Genomic DNA, 16,485 nt, shown 5'->3' with positions numbered 1-16,485 from the left:
TTCTTATTTTACTCACATTAACCAGTTAGTCATTTATAGCCGCTTTAATGACCAACCACATCGTTACTATCCTTTATTCTCCCTATAAAATAGCTGAATTCATTAACGTATTTAGCATTATTTATTACCACAATTTATTCATTAATTAACGCTCCTTCATCAGCCTTTCGTTTGATATACATAGAGTTGTATAGACCCATTAATATATTTTTTTTAAAAATCGCTTATATAAATAAATAATTACTACAATCTAAATGATATTGGTTTGCATTTAGATTAATGTTGCTCTAAAATGCGCGCAATTAAAAATAAAACATTAATGAAATACAGGATCTCTCAAATCATGAAAGCAAACCAAAATAATAAATTAACGCTAGGTGCTCAAGCAATTACAGCTGCACTCGTTTTTTCTAGCGGTAGTTTATACGCAGAAGATGTTAAGGATAATTGTAAAGATGATGGATCAACTAAATGTGAATTAAATCAGTCTAAAAAAGCGATTGAATTAATGGAAGTTCACGGAGTAAGAACTTCAGTTTATTTACACGATGAGTCAGGTGATTTACGCCGTACGCTACCACTTGTCGACACGCCTCAAATGATCACGGTATTAACACAAGATCAATTGTTAGAAGCAGGTAAAACTGACCTTAAAGATATTTTATCAGCACAAGCGGGTATTACATTAGGTACAGGTGAGAACGGTAATGCGTTTGGTGACCGTTACATTATTCGTGGTCACGAAGCGCGTAGTGATGTGTTTGTTGATGGTTTACGTGATCCAGGTATGAGCACGCGTGAAAGTTTCGCCACTGAACGTGTTGAAATTACTAAAGGTCCAAGCTCAACATTTGCTGGTCGTGGTTCTTCTGGTGGTGCTGTAAACAGTGTTACTAAAAAAGCTTCTGTAAACTATAACTTTGGTCGTGTAGATGCAGGTTTAGGTACAGATGAATACCAACGTGTAACGTTAGATTATAACTTACCACTTTCTGAAAACTCTGCTGTTCGTATTAATGCATTAACATCAGATAAAGATAAGCCAGGTCGTGAAGGTGCATCAAGTGAACGAAATGGTGTGCAATTATCAGGTGTATATTTACCAACAGCTAACTTATCGTTTATTGCTGATGGTTACTATTTAGACGCTGAAGATATTTCTGACTTAGGTAGCTACTTTAATCGTGATACGCGTGAACCTGTTGAAGATATTCCTGTTTATGCTCAAGACGAAGATTTCTTAAAATCTAAAGTAAAAACATTTACGTTAAGAACTGAATATGAAGTAAACGATAATGTTTCAATCTACAATGCAACGCGTTATGGCGAAACAAGTAATGGTTACATTACTACAGGTGCAAGTGGCACTTCGCGTGCGGATTCTGACCCAGTTGCTCCAGGTGCAGAGACTGTATCTTTAAGTTCTCATAATGGTTACCAAGATGTTCATTATGTTAGCACTCAGTTCAACTTACTTTTAAACACTGAACTATTTGGTTTAGAGAATAACTTTGTTTTTGGTTTTGAATATACAGATGAAACAGTTAAAAACGGTGCGTATAACCTAGGTTACTCAAACGCAACTAATTGTGTAACAAATGGTCGTCGTGGGGCATCTGATAGTTTCTGTATTGTTGATGGTGCAGGTGATTTCATAGAAAACATTAATCAAGTAATGGGTAGAACATACGAAGATAAAGGTCTTGATTCAATTAACGATATTGAAACGGTTTCTTTCTATATGATCGATACTTTACATGTAACTAATAAACTTGACGTATATTACGGACTTAGAGCTGATAGCTTTGATTTTGATGGTCAAACGATAAGTGATGGTGTTGCAACTCCTTATGTTTATTCAGACACTATGTACAATGGTAACATCGGCGTAATTTACGACTTCTCTGAAGATGTTAACGTTTATGTAAACTACAGTACTGCAACTAACATTAACGGTGGCGAGTCAGACTTAGGTGCAAACTGTGGTTACGGTGGTATCTGTGGTGACCCTTCACAAGTAAAAGATTCAAAACCAGAGCGTGTACAAAACTTTGAAATTGGTACTAAAGTAATGATTGATGACAATTACTTACTTTCAGCGTCAATTTTCCAAATTACTAAATCTGACGTAATGGAAAGCTTAGGTGAAGATGACTATTCTGCTCTAGGTTCATTAAATACGGGTGAAAACAAAGTAAAAGGTATTGAAGTAGGTTTAGTTGGTAACATTACTGATGCATTAAGCGTACAATTTTCTGCAACAATTATGGATTCTGAAGTAACAGACTCTTATACTGAATATCCAGAAATTGCAGATCCTACAGAGAATAGTAATGTTGGTTTAGCATTAAGTAACTTTGCTGAAAAGAGTGTTTACTTACAGTTACGTTATGAAATAAACGACTCATTTGTAGTAGGTGGTGATTACGCTTACCAAAGCGAAATGTATGCTGGTCAACCTGATACTGCTGCTGGTTACGATTTTGTTAACAACCAATACAGCATTGTTGTTCCTAGCTACCAAGTTGTTAACTTATTTGCTAACTACTATGCCACTGAAGCGTTAACGTTTAGATTAAATATTGGTAATGCATTCGATGAAACATACTACACTGCAGCATATCGCTCTGGTTCGTTTATGTATCTTGGTAATGCTGCTAATACTAAACTAACAGCAACATACGAATTTTAATTTAGAGAAAATAAATGATTGTTATTGATAAAATTTTATCAACTGAAGAAGTAAATACTTATAGAGAGATACTCGCCAACGCTCCTTGGAACGACGGTAGTAAAACAGCTATGGGAATGGCAGCTTCGGTAAAAAATAACAATCAAGCTGATGCCAGTAATACTCATGTGCGTCAATTAGCTAATCAGCTATTGTCGCGCATTGGCGAAACACCCAAACTGGTATCAGCTGCTTTACCTCACAAAATATTTCCACCTTGTTTTAATCGTTATAGTGAAACTGAAGAGTATGGTTATCATGTAGATGCCGCAGTAATGCGAATTCCAGATACTAATGAAGTAATTCGTAGCGACATATCAATGACCACATTTTTAAGTGAGCCTGATGAATACGAAGGCGGCGAACTCATTATTTCTACTGAATTTGGTCAACAATCAATCAAGCTTCCTGCAGGTTATGCCGTTGTTTATCCGTCAAGCAGTTTACATAAAGTAACCGCTGTAACTAAAGGCCAGCGCGTAGCTGCGATTACTTGGATGCAAAGTATGATCTCAGAATCGAGCATACGTCAAAATTTGTATCAGCTAGATCAAACTATTCAAACGCTTATTCAAGAAGGTAAAACCTCAAGAACAGAGTTAGATAACCTACATAACGTTTATCACAACTTAATACGCCAGTTTACTCAGCTGTAAAGTATCCCTTTAGCGTTGAAAAAAATAAAGCTACCCATTTCATATTAAAACCTACAGTTAATTAACCTCAACTCGGGTTAATGAATGTTAGATAATGAATTAAAAATCTTATTTATCAAAACCTTAATCTGTATCGTTGTTTTCCTAAGTTATATTAGTCTCTCAACATTGATATTTTTGTGTATAACAAGGCTAATTTTTCTATCTAATAGCTGGCTATTAGTAATAAATTCAACGAAGTTAGGCATAAAAATAGCTTGTTGAGTAACTTTGCTTATCCCGAGCTGAGGTTAATTAATAAACACAGCAGTTGTTAATGCTGGTACATAAAAACCATTGGTATTTGAACGACTTTGTTTCACTGCTTTGTCAGCACCACTCTGTTGAATAGGGTGAAGTTGATAGGTGTTTGCTGCTTCAAAAGGAACGAATTGCTCAGTTGAGTTTGTATTGAAAACTACCATAAGGTTATTAATGTTTTCGTCTAGCTGAACAGGGTTATCATCATCTGAAATTTGCATTACCACTAAGCCAATTTTTTGCTCTTTACCGGTATTATGAAAAGTTAACCTATCGATAATGTCATGTGCAGAGGTTAATCTAAATAATGGCGTGCTCATTCTCAGTTTAATAAAATCCATAAATACGTTAGCACTAAATTTAATATGCTTAGCTGATACGTGATCTTTACCATCGTTTTGTTTTAATAGCTGGGTGATCATGCTCCAATTTTCTTCATCTTTGTCTTTTGGTGGCAGTCCAACATTATAAAAGTTTGTTGCTTTACTAAAATCTACACGGTTAAACCAGTCACTATAATCGTAACTATCGCGTAAAAATGATTTTGATCTGAGTAACTCACTGCCCATATGCAAAAAGGGTATGCCTTGCGCTAATATAGTAAATGAAAGACTTTGTAGTTGCATACGAACGCGATCATCAGTTGAAACATGGTAGGCGATACGATATTGGTTGTTGTCCCATAAGGCTTGATTATCGTGTTTAGAAACGTAATTAATGGTGTCGGCAGGATCTAAAGCGTAGCCTGTGGGTTGATCTCCGTAAGGAATATCTTTCCCAATAACTGTATCTCCATGGCGATTAATAAGAGGATAGTTTGCTAAATTGCCCGCTAAACCAATTCGGAGTTGGTCCATCATTACATAGTATTGTGCAAGGTCGTTAGTTTGTAACTCGTTAGGAATGCTAGCAAGGCCGTTGCCAATTCCTTGACTTTTTCTGTGTCCTTCACCAACGGCGTTAAAGGCGCCACCGCGAACAGCATCACGTAATCTATCGGTAAAAGTGCCTATTTCAGTGCCTGCTAGTTCAAGCTGGCTGGCTTGTACAAATTGTTGATTATTCGCAACTTCACCAAAATTCCAACCTTCACCATAAAAATAAGTATCAGGGTCAACTGTTTTAACGGCTTCTCTTGCGGCTAGCATTAAAGCTTTGGGTTGATGCGCCATTAAATCAAACCGAAAGCCATCTATTTTATAGTCTCTTGCCCATACAACTAACGAATCTGTCATCAACTTTGCCATCATTGTTCGTTCAGTTGCGGTATTGTCGCAACAGGTAGATTGCTCTATTTCACCGGTGTACGGATGTAAACGTTGATAGTAGTTAGGTACTATTTTGTCGAGTACGGAAGTAGGCGCTAATCCTGCTTTATGGGTATGGTTATAAACTACGTCCATAATTACTCTAAAGCCAAGGTTATGAATGCTTTGCACCATTTCTCTAAACTCAATAATACGGCTAACACCATCAGGGTTTAAGGCGTAGCTTCCTTCAGGAACCGTGTAATGAAATGGGTCGTAACCCCAATTGTAATTGTCGTATTCTCTCAATGCTGAAACAATAGCTTGGGCTTTATCGCTGGAAGGTGACAGTGTTGTTAAATAGCTGCCAATACTCATGCTTTTATCGGCATCAATTTCACAAATAGCCATTATTGATGTTTTTTTACAAGCTTCAGCTAGGCTGTTATCTAAACTGATCACTTCGTTACTGTTTTCGTTTACGGTGCCAATATCGAACGTTGGCAGTAAATGAATGTTGTTAATACCTGCGGCGTTTAGAGCTTTTAAATGCTGAATACCAAAAGAGTCATCAAGGGTAAATGCTATGTACTTACCTCTAATCGCTTTATTTGTAATGGCTTTATCAGAAGCACTAAAATCGCGAATATGAGTTTCATAAAAAATATTGTTTTCCGGAGCGCCAATAACAACATCTTGCTGTAACTCCCAATGTGTAGGTTTGGTATTAGCGGCATTTAAGTTAACTACTTGAGAATATTCGCTATTTGTTGAAAGGCTTAAAGAATACGGATCTGTTGTGGTAATTTGCTCCTGTTTATTGGTTTTGGGATGAAATACATTTAGGGTATATTGATAGAACTTTTCTGTTAAGTCTTCATTTACGGTAGCAAACCATATACCTGAAATTTTATCTTCGATTAGGTTAATTTTTTCGGTTTTATAAGGTGATTTATCATCATTAAATAGCAGTAATTCTACGGATTTGGCTGTAGGCGCCCAAATTTTGAATGTGGTTTTTGTGTGTGAAAGTGTAGCACCTAAGTCAGTCACTTCGTTAGCATCGTTTTCTGATGAGGTATATAAAACATCAAGTAACACGCCTGTTTGTACATAAGCCTTATGTACAAGTTTTGATTTTGAGTCAAAAGCCAATACAGCAAGCGGTGCCTTTAACCACTGCTTTATTTTTGCTTGGTTTATATTGGCTTTATTAACAAACGAAAGGCCTTGAAAAGACGCTAAATGGGGATGTTTTGCTATTACCGACTCTGGTACTGCAATCTTGCTTAAAGGGATATATTCTATTTTTTCATCATTTAAAACACCGAGTTTATAACTAAATAACGCGTTGATTTTAGGTATTAAAATAAGATTTGGAGATATCCAGTGGCTTGAATAGTCTGATGGTATCGTTGAAGCCTCTGCAAGTGAAATATTAACTGTGGCAGGTATGTTGTTATTTTTTTGGCAAGATAATATTAGCAACAAGCACAATACCGTGGTGATCAATTTAACCATTATTCATCCGTATACCCAATTCAGGTCGTTACATTATAGATGAGCTAAATTTACTTGTTTTTGGGTTTTTAAACATACCAATACATACGTATTCAACACTGGGATTTATAGGTGAAGATGGATTAAGCTTTTTAAATTCACAGTTTAAAAACGTATAAATTATTGCCAATATTTTATACGTTGATTTTATTTTTAATTATTGTTTTTAAAAGAAAAATAAATAATTTTGTTGGTGGTTTTTTTGTGTCTAATTACTTAAGCTATTATGATCTATCCATCATTTTTTGTATAGATAAGTTATGCAAAAGCCAAAATTCTCTCCGTGTATGAATACGTATGCAGCATATGTTCATCGGTAAAACAGCACTCTATATTAGTTTCATCCGATGAAAAGCGCGGATCATGAACATACACTTAATGCATCAGTTAAGGAATACTGACAATAATTAAAGCAGGGACGAATGGGGGAGATAAATAATTATGTTAAATTTTAAACCAAGTAAAGTTGCGTTAGCTATATTGTCAACGGGACTTGTTGCACTAAGCAGCCCAACATATGCGGCAGAAACAGAAAAAGCGGTAGAAAAAGAAGTAGAAGTTATTCAAGTTACCGGTATTCGAGGCAGCTTAATAAAATCTCAAGCAATTAAAATGAGCTCTAGCTCTATCGTAGAAGCTATTTCAGCAGAAGATATTGGTAAATTACCATCGACAAGTATCGCAGAATCCTTAGCTCGTTTACCTGGTGTTACAGGTGAACGCCGTAACGGGCGTGTAAGTGGCCTTTCTATTCGTGGTTTTAACGAAAACTACATTGGTACTACATTAAACGGCCGTGAATTACTCGGAATGGGTGAAAACCGCGGTGTTGAATTCGATTTATATCCAGCAGAAATTATTACCAATCTTATAGTCGCTAAAACACCTGTGGCAGGAATGATTACTCAGGGTATTGGTGGTAGCATCGACTTACAAACAGTAAGTCCGTTAGTTACAGAAGAGTCTATGGCAATTAATGCTGTATTTGAAAAAAACTCTATGGATTCAGCTAATCCAGATTATGACAATAAAGGTCATAAATTAGCATTCAACATGGTTGAAAAGTTTGCTGACGATACATTAGGTGTCGCGTTGGTTATTTCCTCTATAGAATCTCCGGCTCAAGAAGAGCAATTTCGTTCATGGGGTTACGCGAATGTAAATACTGATTCAGCGCGAAGAGCTACTGATACTGTTGATGTTCCAGCTGGTACCGTTGTATTAGGTGGACATGATTCATATGTACGTTCGGGATTACTGAAACGTGATTCTATTGCAGCAGTTATTGAATGGGCACCAAGCAATGATTTAAAATTTCAGTTTGATGCATTGTATATAGATTTCCAAGAGGAAGATAATCGTCGTGGTATTGAAGAAGGTATGGCTGAATGGGGCACTGGCGATTACAACATTACAGGTGTAGAAAACGGTGTTGTGACTTCAGGTTATACAGACGGTTTCCACTCTATTGTTCGTAACGATGTAAACAACACCGATGCTAAGCTAACAACATTTGGGCTTAACTTAGAGTACCAAATTTCTGATAACTGGATTGGTATTGCTGACTTTTCAACAGGTGATGTAGAGCGTTCTATAACGAATATGGAATCATATTCGGGCGTTGGTCGTGCTGGTATTGATGGACGTCCTTTAGCCGCTCGTTCATGGGAAATGACATCTAAAGGTGTAATGTTTAGCGACCACCCAAGTATATCAGGCGTAGATTTGACTGATCCTAGTGTTATTCAATTAGCTGGCCCACAAGCGTGGGGTGGTGGTCTGGCACCAATCGCAGATAGATTTGTTGATGACAACTTAAACTTTAATCATGCCCAAGATGGTTTTATAAACAAACCGATTACTGACGAGAAATTAAATAGTCTTCGTTTAGAAGTACAAGGTGTACTTGATTACGAATATGTGAAAGGTATATCTGCTGGCGTAAACTTTTCAGACCGCGAAAAAACACGTTCTAATACAGGGTATTACCTAACGGCTCCTAATTGGCCTGCATCAGCTCCAATTGACAATCCTTTAGGTGTAGCAAATTTAGACTTTATTGGTATTAACGGAATACTAGCTTATAACGCTATTTCATTGTTTGAAAATGGATTTTATACAGCTCACGATGCCTCAGAGCTTCAAACAGATCGTTTAGGTACTAGTTGGACTGTTAAAGAAGAAATTATAACGGCATTTGTTAAGTTAGATATTGAAGGTGAAATTGGTGATGTATACGTTACTGGTAACTTTGGACTTCAAGTTATAGACGTAGATCAGCAATCTGCTGGATATGATGTTTATATTGGTCAAGATACTACTGTAGTTTCTTCTGAAGTGATTGATGGAGATACTTATACTGATGTATTACCTACACTTAACTTAAGTTTTGAAATTGCAGAAGACGTATTTATTCGTACAGCCGCGTCAAAAGTTATGAGTAGAGCTCGATTAGATGATATGCGTTCAAACAATCAAGTGTCATTCAATTTCAACAATAGTTTTGTACTGAGTAATCAAATTGATCGAAGCCCTTGGTCGGGGTCTTCAGGGAACGCAAAATTAAAACCATTAGAAGCTAATCAATTTGATTTATCTTTTGAATACTACTTTGCAGATGATGGTTTTTTTGCAACAAGCTTTTATTATAAAGATTTAACTAACTGGCATCGTAACGGTATCGTCGCAACTGACTTTAGTGAATTTTATGTCCCAGGATACCACCAATCAAATGGTGAACATGACTTAGATAATGATGGTATTGCTGATGGTCCATTACCTCCTGTTCAATTCACAGGTGCTACAACATTTCGTGAAGATGGGTTAACTGGATTTGTACGTGGATATGAAATACAAGCAAGTGTTCCTCTTCGTTTAATAGACGACATGTTAGAAGGCTTTGGCTTTACTGGTAGTGCAACATTTATTGATGGTGAATTTGAAGACGGTACGGATGTTCCAGGTCTTTCTAAGGAAAGTTACTCTTTTACTGGGTATTATGAAATGAACGGCTTTGAAGCCCGTATTACTGGTACTAAACGTGACCGTTTCGCAACAGAAACTCGTGGTTTAAGTTTAGCTCTTACACAAATTGATGATGAGGGTGCAGAACTTTGGGATGCACAAGTAGGTTATGACTTTGGTAAAGGTGGTTTTGAACAGCTTGAAGGTTTAAGTTTATTCTTCTCTGGGCAAAACATTACAGGTGAAGATACCGTTCAACTTGATGCAAACGGCAATATTAATCAGTATCAGAGCTTTGGTGCTACTTATCAGTTAGGCATGCATTATAAATTTTAAGCCGTATGCATTGTTATGTAGTTAGCAAGTAAAATAAAACCTGTCAGATTAACTGGCAGGTTTTTTTTTACCTGAATATGTTTTGTTTTTTTATAAATCAATAACGAGTGGGCAATAAAGTGGATAAAGTAATCAAAAAAGTTGTAATTTTAGGTGGTGGCACAGCGGGTTGGATGTCGGCAGCTATGATTAAAAGGCTTATTGGTGCTGTTGAAATTGAATTAGTTGAGTCAGAACAAATAGGTACGGTAGGCGTTGGTGAAGCGACTATTCCACCCATTAAACTTTTTAACAGTGTGTTAGGCATTGATGAGGCTGAGTTTCTACGTGAAACCAAAGCCACCATCAAGCTTGCTATTAAATTTGAAAACTGGAAAAGCCAAGGTGACAGTTATTACCACACCTTTGGTGCTGCTAATCGCAGTTTAGCTTTTTGCCAATTTCATCATTTATTAAAGCGCGTTAATCAATTAGAAAACGACCAACATCTGTGGCAATACGATTTAAATTACCTGTGCGCTGAAGCGGGCAAGTTCGCCAAAATAAACAGCCAAGATCCTATTTACGACATGCCATACGCGTATCACTTTGACGCAGGATTATATGCTCAGTTTTTAAGAAAGTTTAGCGAAAAAGTAGGCGTAAAAAGAACTGAAGGCATGGTTCAGCATGTGCAACAGTGCCAAGAGTCAGGTTATATTCAAGCATTACAGCTAACCGACGGCCGCCAAATAGCAGGCGACTTATTTATTGATTGTTCAGGCTTTAAAGGTTTATTGATTCAAGAAAAACTTGCTACCGGTTACGAAGATTGGAGTCATTGGTTACAGTGCGATCGCGCTATTGCTGTTCCCTCAGAACGCTTAGAAAGCACCTTACCTTACACTCGCTCAATTGCACATTCTGCTGGTTGGCAATGGCGCATACCTTTACAGCATCGTAACGGCAATGGCTTAGTGTATAGCAGCCGTTATTATAGCGACCAACAGGCGCAAGACTTACTGCTTGCTAATTTAGACACTAAACCTTTAGCTGATCCTAAGTTATTACGTTTTAACACCGGGCGCAGACGCCAGCAATGGAATAAAAACGTAGTCGCTATCGGTTTATCAAGTGGCTTTTTAGAGCCGCTTGAATCAACTAGCATTCACCTTATTCAATCAGCTATTACGCGTTTAATACACTTGTTTCCACATCAAGGAATTAGCGATGTTTTAGTGAGTGAATACAACAAGCAATCAAAAGTAGAGTTTGAACAAGTTCGAGACTTTATTATTTTGCATTACCACGTTAATCAACGTACCGACAGTCGTTTTTGGCAAGACATGAGAACGATGAATGTACCTGACAGCCTAGCTCATAAAATTGAATTGTTTGCAGAAAATGGTCGATTATTTAAAGAGCAAGAGGGTCTTTTTCAAGACAGTTCTTGGTTACAAGTTATGGTAGGGCAGGGCATAATACCTAAAGACTATCACCCTATAGCAAACAGTGTTTCAGAAGCCGCGTTAAACGAGATGTTGGCTAAAGTTAAACACGCAAAGCATGAACCCGTATCGTCTTTACCTAGCCACGATGAATTCTTAAAAGCAGCGCTTATTTCCTCATCTCGCTCAAAATCAGCCCAATAAAGGCGACCTTTATAAAGAGAAAAAGATTCAGCAGTTTTTACAGGGTTGTGCGTTGAATTTTGGGTGAGTATCCGACTTTAATTGAATAACGTCTAGATAGACATGAAAAGCTAAAAACTGTAATTATTATTTTTATGAAGGCTAATTTTTATTGTTTTGCTGTCATTAACTATGAACTAATAATCTAGTGTTATTTATTGGAGTATTAACTATTAGTCAAAAGATAGTTAATCAACTAACCTATTTTAATATCCAGGTATTTATATGAGTCCACGAGGTAATCTTGTGAATTTACCATCTTTAACTCCACGAATAAAAACTTGATCAAAAGTTGAATAAAATGCATTTTCACTTTCTAAATTTGATGTCCACATCAATAGTTCATTATAGTCAATTGCAATACAGGGAGTCCTAATCTCGTTGGCTAATGCTAAAAGGATTTCACTATAAACTGGATATTCATCATTAAATAGCTCTTTAACAACAATCAAGACTCTTATCTCTCGGCCTTCCAGTGAAATACTTTTTTCATCTCCTCCTATAATCATCTTCATTGAAGAAGTTGATTTAGCATACTTAATAGCGCCTTTAGATTGTTTACAAGCCTTTTTTAGTGATTTTTGAGTAGTCGATTTTTTTCGAGATATTGAGTTTTTCAATACCCGCTCTATATTTGGACTATCCTTTGCTTGGATAAAGAGAATATTTTTATTTGTGATTACTAATAAGTCAGCAATTTCTTCTTTATCTTGAACTCGTAATGGATTTAAATAGATACAATTAGATCGAAATATTCTACGGAGTGATTGGGCTATATCTCGTTCTTGAAACTCTCCCGGCTCATCTCTAACTAGTTGGCTATAGCTACTTGAATTACTCCCTTGATAGCTGTGATTTTCAGGTCTCATATCTTGAATAAACAAATCTTCTGTGAATAATGCTTCATTAAACGTTACTTTGATTGCTAATGAGTCGTCTTTTTCAGTCCTACGACCAAACCAATTACTCATTTTTGTATGTAGAATTTTTGCAGTTTCATTACTAAATGGTGCTAGCGGAGTATCTTTGATAAATTTTTGTGTTATCGGATCACATTCTAAAGTTGCCTTATAACCAAGTAATTCTCGATTTAAGTCATCAAAAAAATAAACATCTAACTTTTTAGTAAGAATAGTATCCTTAAGGGTTTCTACACCAGGCTCTTTAAACATAGGTGTATAAATAACTAAAGGTTCATCAGCATCATCAAAAAATGCCGATATTAAAGCATATGTCAGGATTCCGTTGCTGTTTAACGGTACCGTATAAATACTAAATCCTTTATCTAACTTGGCTGCTAAAATAGCCTCTTTTGGAGCTTTTACAACTAGCTTTGGAATATTATCGACATTTAACCACACAGGCATTATACCAATAGGAAAACTTTCGACTAAAGCTAATATTTGAGGGTAGGTTACTGAGAGCATATATATTCTTTATTTTATTCCTTTAAATAAACGTCATTACTTTATCTGACAAAGTATGCGAATACAAAAAATGATTTTAGATTGTCAAATTTTGTTCACGGTGATAGTTATACATCATCAAACACAAAAAAAGGCGCTATTGCCGCGCCTTGTTTAGTTTTAGTTAGTAAGCTTACAAACTTTTTAACGTGTTTATTACGTCGCTTGGTTCTTGTCTTGCTGTGTAGTCTGCATCAACAAAAGCGCTGGCTATTGTGCCGTCTTTTGCTATTACAAACGTTGCAGCCAGTGGTAAATCGAATTGACCTTCACCATTGTGTGCTTCTACATCAATACCAAATGATAAATAAATAGGTCTTAATGCTTCAGGTAGAGAGAACACTAAGCCTAAGCTTTTTGCGTATTCTGCATTTACGTCTGTTAGTACTTCAAACTCTAGCTCATTTTTTTCTGAGGTTGTAAGCGATGCATCAGGTAGTTCAGGAGTAATAGCAACTAAGGTTGCGCCTAATGCTTTTATTTCTGCTAATGATTTTTGATATTCACGTAATTCAAAGTTGCAGTACGGACACCAGCCACCACGATAAAAAGTAACAACCACTGGGCCACTTTCTAATAAACTTGATAATGAAACGTTATCGCCTTGAGCATTAGGTAAAGTAAATGCTGGCATAGTGTCGTTTGTTTTAGGTGATTTTAAAGTAATACCTGAGTCAGCAAGTGCTTGTGTAGCTTGCTGCATAAGTTCTTGTACATTTTTTGGTGCTTTTTCTTTAAAGCCCACTTTATATTCGTTAATTGTTTCAGTTAAAGACATGATTGATCCTAAGCGTTAATTCATCTTGAATGTTCATTCAATCATCTTTTGAATGATCGTTCAAGTTGTTTTTGAACAAATATTCAATTTATTGTAATATGCTCTTCATAGTGCAAAGTGTGAGTAACTTGGAACATGGCAAAAATACAATTTGATCGACAAAGCGTTTTAGATAAAGCCACATCTCTTTTTTGGCGAGTAGGTTATAGTGCAACGTCGATGCAGGCTTTGTTTGAAGTAACCGGCTTAAAACCTGGGAGTGTTTATTTAGCTTTTGGTAACAAAGAAGGTTTATTTAAAGAGTCTATTGATTTTTATGCTCAAAGTTCAATCGATAACTTAAAGGATAAATTTAATCAAAAACAAGGTGTTGAACAAACCATTTGTGAGATTTTGCTTTCGTTTGTAGAAGAGTCAGCACAAGCTGGTTATTGCAGTTGTTTTTTATTAAAAAGCCAACTCGAGTTAGATGAACAAAGCGATTTGAGAGAATATATTTCAAACTATTTAGCAACTATTGAAGGTATATATGCGGAGCAGCTTGCAACCATTTATAGCGAAGATGAAGCTAATCAAAGAGCCGCAAGTATTATGCTTCATATTTTTGGACTGCGTGTTTACGGATATCATTCAAACAGCGAAGCACAAATAGTTAATAGCTTACGCTTAGGTTTACATTGGTTACCGTGGAGTAACTTTGATCATTAATTGATGAGTTTTATATCCATTTAAAATATTGGCGTTTATAATGCTTTTAATTATTTCAGGCGATAGCCATATTTTATAGAGCTTTGTAGCACCATGACCTTTCCAAACGATGAAACAGGCCAAGTATTGGCAGAAATGCAGGAAGCAGGTATTGATTTAACGATTGTGCATAACGTTGTTTTTTTTCAATTATTTGCACAAAAAGAAGATGCAGAAGCGATGGCTGCTCATCTTGCTGAAGTAGCACCAGACATTACGTGCGATATTCATCCTGACGAAACACCTAATGTTTGGGATTTAGACTGTTCAATAAACATAACACCTATCTACGATGCTATTGTGGCTCAAGAAGCGCAGTTTGAGCAAATAGCTACGAAGTTTAACGGTTATAACGATGGCTGGGGTATTGAAGCTTAGCGTGAGCTTACATTCCTGATAACTCTTCTACAATATAATCAATAAACGTTCTTAATGCGGGTTTCATGTATTTGTTACTTTTGAAAACCGCATAAATATTACCATTTCCACTTTCATACAAAGATGCTTGCCAGTCGGCGAGTACTTCAATCAGTTCGTTCTGTTCTAATTCATTTTTTACCATCCAATGTGATAATAATAAAATTCCAGCGCCTTGCTTTCCGGCTATTAATAAGGGAGATCCTCCTTGCGATACTAAGTTGCCAGCAATAGGGATTTTTAACCATTGCTTTGCTTTTTTAAAATACCAAAACCTGCCATGATTGTTAGTTTTTACCGTTAAACAATTATGACTAGTTAAGTCGTTAGGAGATTTAGGTGAGGTGTGAGTTTCAAAATATGTTGGGGTCGCACAAATAACCACGCGGTTATTTACCAGCTTTTTCATGATCAAACTTGAGTCTTCTGGTTCGCCAATGCGTATGGCTAAATCAATTTCATCACGGTACAAATTAGTCATTTTATTTTCTAACGCGATATCTATGCTAATTTTTGGGTATTTAGCTAAAAATTTTGGTAACAACGGGCAAATACAAAGTCGACCAAAGCTTTCGAATACCGATATTTTTAAATGCCCTTCAGGTTCACTTGTTGTGGGTTTAATAATGTTAATGGTGTCGTCAAAATCAGCAATGAGCTTTTTAGATCTATCTAGTAGCTTTTCACCTGCTTCGGTTAAACCTATATGGCGAGTACTGCGGTTTAGCAGTGTTATTTCTAATTCTCGTTCTAATGCATCAATATGACGAGACACGGAAGAGGTAGTGGTATTAAGGGCTTTTGCTGCTTTTGAGAAGTTTCCACATTCAATAACCTTGGCAAATATTTTTAATTTGTTAAACATGAGAATGAGCTACTTAGATTGAATTTTTATTGTTGCACTTTATGCAAAAGATATTGTTATATTTTAGTTATTATCTTGAAGGTTGCAATAGTAGATAATAAGTCCAACTTAGTATGAGGATTTTATTATGAATACATTAGAAGCAATTACTGCACGACGTTCAATTAAACATTATCAAAAAGATTATCAAATACCTGATCATGAATTAGAGCAATTATTGTCGTTAGCTGTTTTGTCGCCAACTGCCTATAACATACAAAATTGGCGGTTTGTGGTGGTAAAAGATAAAGCCTTGCGTGAACAGTTAAGAGCTGCTGCTTGGGATCAAGCTCAAGTGACTGATGCGTCGGTACTTATTGTGCTTTGCGCTGATTTAAATGCTTGGAAAAAGCAACCTGAACGTTATTGGGTAAATGCGCCCGTAGAAACACAGCAATTTTTATTGCCTATGATTGAGCAATATTATCAAGGTAAAGACAGTGTTCAGCGTGACGAAGCCATGAGGTCTTGTGGTATGGCAGCACAAACTTTAATGCTGAGTGCAAAAGCTATGGGATATGACTCGGTCCCTATGGATGGTTTTGATTTTAATAAGGTCGCTGAATTAATCAAGTTACCTGAAGACCATGTGATTAGTATGTTTGTGGCGATTGGTAAAGCTGAAAAACCGGCTTTTCCAAGGGGCGGGCAGTTACCTTTAAACCAAGTGGTTATTGAAAACACATTTACTTAGATTTTTATTACTTAT

Annotated in this window: 11 protein-coding genes; 7 read left to right on the top strand and 4 right to left on the bottom strand. The window is 36.3% G+C overall.

Going from position 1 to position 16,485, the window contains the following annotated elements; translation table 11 throughout:
- Positions 1 to 343: 343 nt before the first annotated feature.
- Positions 344 to 2,692, top strand: coding sequence for a TonB-dependent receptor (locus tag ACM9HF_RS11115; protein WP_473607892.1), 2,349 nt, complete (start codon positions 344 to 346; stop codon positions 2,690 to 2,692).
- Between the two features lie 14 nt (positions 2,693 to 2,706).
- Complete coding sequence (locus tag ACM9HF_RS11110) at positions 2,707 to 3,387, top strand: Fe2+-dependent dioxygenase (protein ID WP_473607888.1); 681 nt, start codon at positions 2,707 to 2,709, stop codon at positions 3,385 to 3,387.
- A gap of 290 nt (positions 3,388 to 3,677) precedes the next feature.
- On the opposite strand, the gene pulA is transcribed toward ACM9HF_RS11110, so the two are convergent.
- Positions 3,678 to 6,455 (bottom strand): pullulanase-type alpha-1,6-glucosidase, encoded by a 2,778-nt coding sequence (pulA, locus tag ACM9HF_RS11105; protein WP_473607884.1) that lies wholly within the window; start codon positions 6,453 to 6,455, stop codon positions 3,678 to 3,680.
- A gap of 480 nt (positions 6,456 to 6,935) precedes the next feature.
- On the opposite strand from pulA, the gene ACM9HF_RS11100 reads away from it, so the two are divergent.
- The gene (locus tag ACM9HF_RS11100) at positions 6,936 to 9,794 is read left to right on the top strand and encodes a TonB-dependent receptor (protein ID WP_473607880.1); all 2,859 of its coding nucleotides are present in this window, start codon (positions 6,936 to 6,938) and stop codon (positions 9,792 to 9,794) included.
- Positions 9,795 to 9,913: 119 nt separating this feature from the next.
- Positions 9,914 to 11,425, top strand: a complete 1,512-nt coding sequence (locus ACM9HF_RS11095; protein WP_473607876.1) for a tryptophan halogenase family protein — start codon at positions 9,914 to 9,916, stop codon at positions 11,423 to 11,425.
- A 260-nt stretch (positions 11,426 to 11,685) separates the two neighbouring features.
- Here the strand turns inward: ACM9HF_RS11095 and ACM9HF_RS11090 are convergent, their stop codons facing one another.
- Positions 11,686 to 12,891 (bottom strand): hypothetical protein, encoded by a 1,206-nt coding sequence (locus ACM9HF_RS11090; RefSeq protein ID WP_473607872.1) that lies wholly within the window; start codon positions 12,889 to 12,891, stop codon positions 11,686 to 11,688.
- 172 nt (positions 12,892 to 13,063) lie between these two features.
- Positions 13,064 to 13,708 carry a peroxiredoxin-like family protein gene (locus ACM9HF_RS11085; RefSeq protein ID WP_473607868.1) on the bottom strand — a complete coding sequence of 215 codons (645 nt, stop codon included), beginning with the start codon at positions 13,706 to 13,708 and terminating at the stop codon, positions 13,064 to 13,066.
- Positions 13,709 to 13,843: 135 nt separating this feature from the next.
- Here ACM9HF_RS11085 and ACM9HF_RS11080 point away from each other — a divergent pair, with 135 nt between their 5' ends.
- Both ACM9HF_RS11080 and ACM9HF_RS11075 read left to right on the top strand, forming a co-directional pair.
- Complete coding sequence (locus ACM9HF_RS11080; RefSeq protein ID WP_473607864.1) at positions 13,844 to 14,416, top strand: TetR/AcrR family transcriptional regulator; 573 nt, start codon at positions 13,844 to 13,846, stop codon at positions 14,414 to 14,416.
- A gap of 93 nt (positions 14,417 to 14,509) precedes the next feature.
- Positions 14,510 to 14,833 (top strand): ribonuclease E inhibitor RraB, encoded by a 324-nt coding sequence (locus tag ACM9HF_RS11075; RefSeq protein ID WP_473607860.1) that lies wholly within the window; start codon positions 14,510 to 14,512, stop codon positions 14,831 to 14,833.
- A 7-nt stretch (positions 14,834 to 14,840) separates the two neighbouring features.
- Here the strand turns inward: ACM9HF_RS11075 and ACM9HF_RS11070 are convergent, their stop codons facing one another.
- Positions 14,841 to 15,737 (bottom strand): LysR family transcriptional regulator, encoded by an 897-nt coding sequence (locus tag ACM9HF_RS11070; protein WP_473607857.1) that lies wholly within the window; start codon positions 15,735 to 15,737, stop codon positions 14,841 to 14,843.
- Positions 15,738 to 15,864: 127 nt separating this feature from the next.
- On the opposite strand from ACM9HF_RS11070, the gene ACM9HF_RS11065 reads away from it, so the two are divergent.
- Positions 15,865 to 16,470 (top strand): nitroreductase family protein, encoded by a 606-nt coding sequence (locus ACM9HF_RS11065; protein WP_473607853.1) that lies wholly within the window; start codon positions 15,865 to 15,867, stop codon positions 16,468 to 16,470.
- The last annotated feature ends 15 nt before the right edge of the window (positions 16,471 to 16,485 follow it).

The organism is Colwellia sp. RE-S-Sl-9 (assembly GCF_048296855.1).
GTDB lineage: Bacteria > Pseudomonadota > Gammaproteobacteria > Enterobacterales > Alteromonadaceae > Pseudocolwellia.
This window is presented reverse-complemented; position numbering and strand designations above follow the sequence as displayed.

Excerpts from the sequence above, each read along its gene's own strand:
- pulA (WP_473607884.1), bottom strand. The coding sequence starts at position 6,455 with ATGGTTAAATTGATCACCACGGTATTGTGCTTGTTGCTAATATTATCT.
- ACM9HF_RS11080 (WP_473607864.1), top strand. The coding sequence starts at position 13,844 with ATGGCAAAAATACAATTTGATCGACAAAGCGTTTTAGATAAAGCCACA.
- ACM9HF_RS11110 (WP_473607888.1), top strand. The coding sequence starts at position 2,707 with ATGATTGTTATTGATAAAATTTTATCAACTGAAGAAGTAAATACTTAT.
- ACM9HF_RS11065 (WP_473607853.1), top strand. The coding sequence starts at position 15,865 with ATGAATACATTAGAAGCAATTACTGCACGACGTTCAATTAAACATTAT.
- ACM9HF_RS11075 (WP_473607860.1), top strand. The coding sequence starts at position 14,510 with ATGACCTTTCCAAACGATGAAACAGGCCAAGTATTGGCAGAAATGCAG.
- ACM9HF_RS11070 (WP_473607857.1), bottom strand. The coding sequence starts at position 15,737 with ATGTTTAACAAATTAAAAATATTTGCCAAGGTTATTGAATGTGGAAAC.
- ACM9HF_RS11085 (WP_473607868.1), bottom strand. The coding sequence starts at position 13,708 with ATGTCTTTAACTGAAACAATTAACGAATATAAAGTGGGCTTTAAAGAA.
- ACM9HF_RS11100 (WP_473607880.1), top strand. The coding sequence starts at position 6,936 with ATGTTAAATTTTAAACCAAGTAAAGTTGCGTTAGCTATATTGTCAACG.
- ACM9HF_RS11115 (WP_473607892.1), top strand. The coding sequence starts at position 344 with ATGAAAGCAAACCAAAATAATAAATTAACGCTAGGTGCTCAAGCAATT.
- ACM9HF_RS11090 (WP_473607872.1), bottom strand. The coding sequence starts at position 12,891 with ATGCTCTCAGTAACCTACCCTCAAATATTAGCTTTAGTCGAAAGTTTT.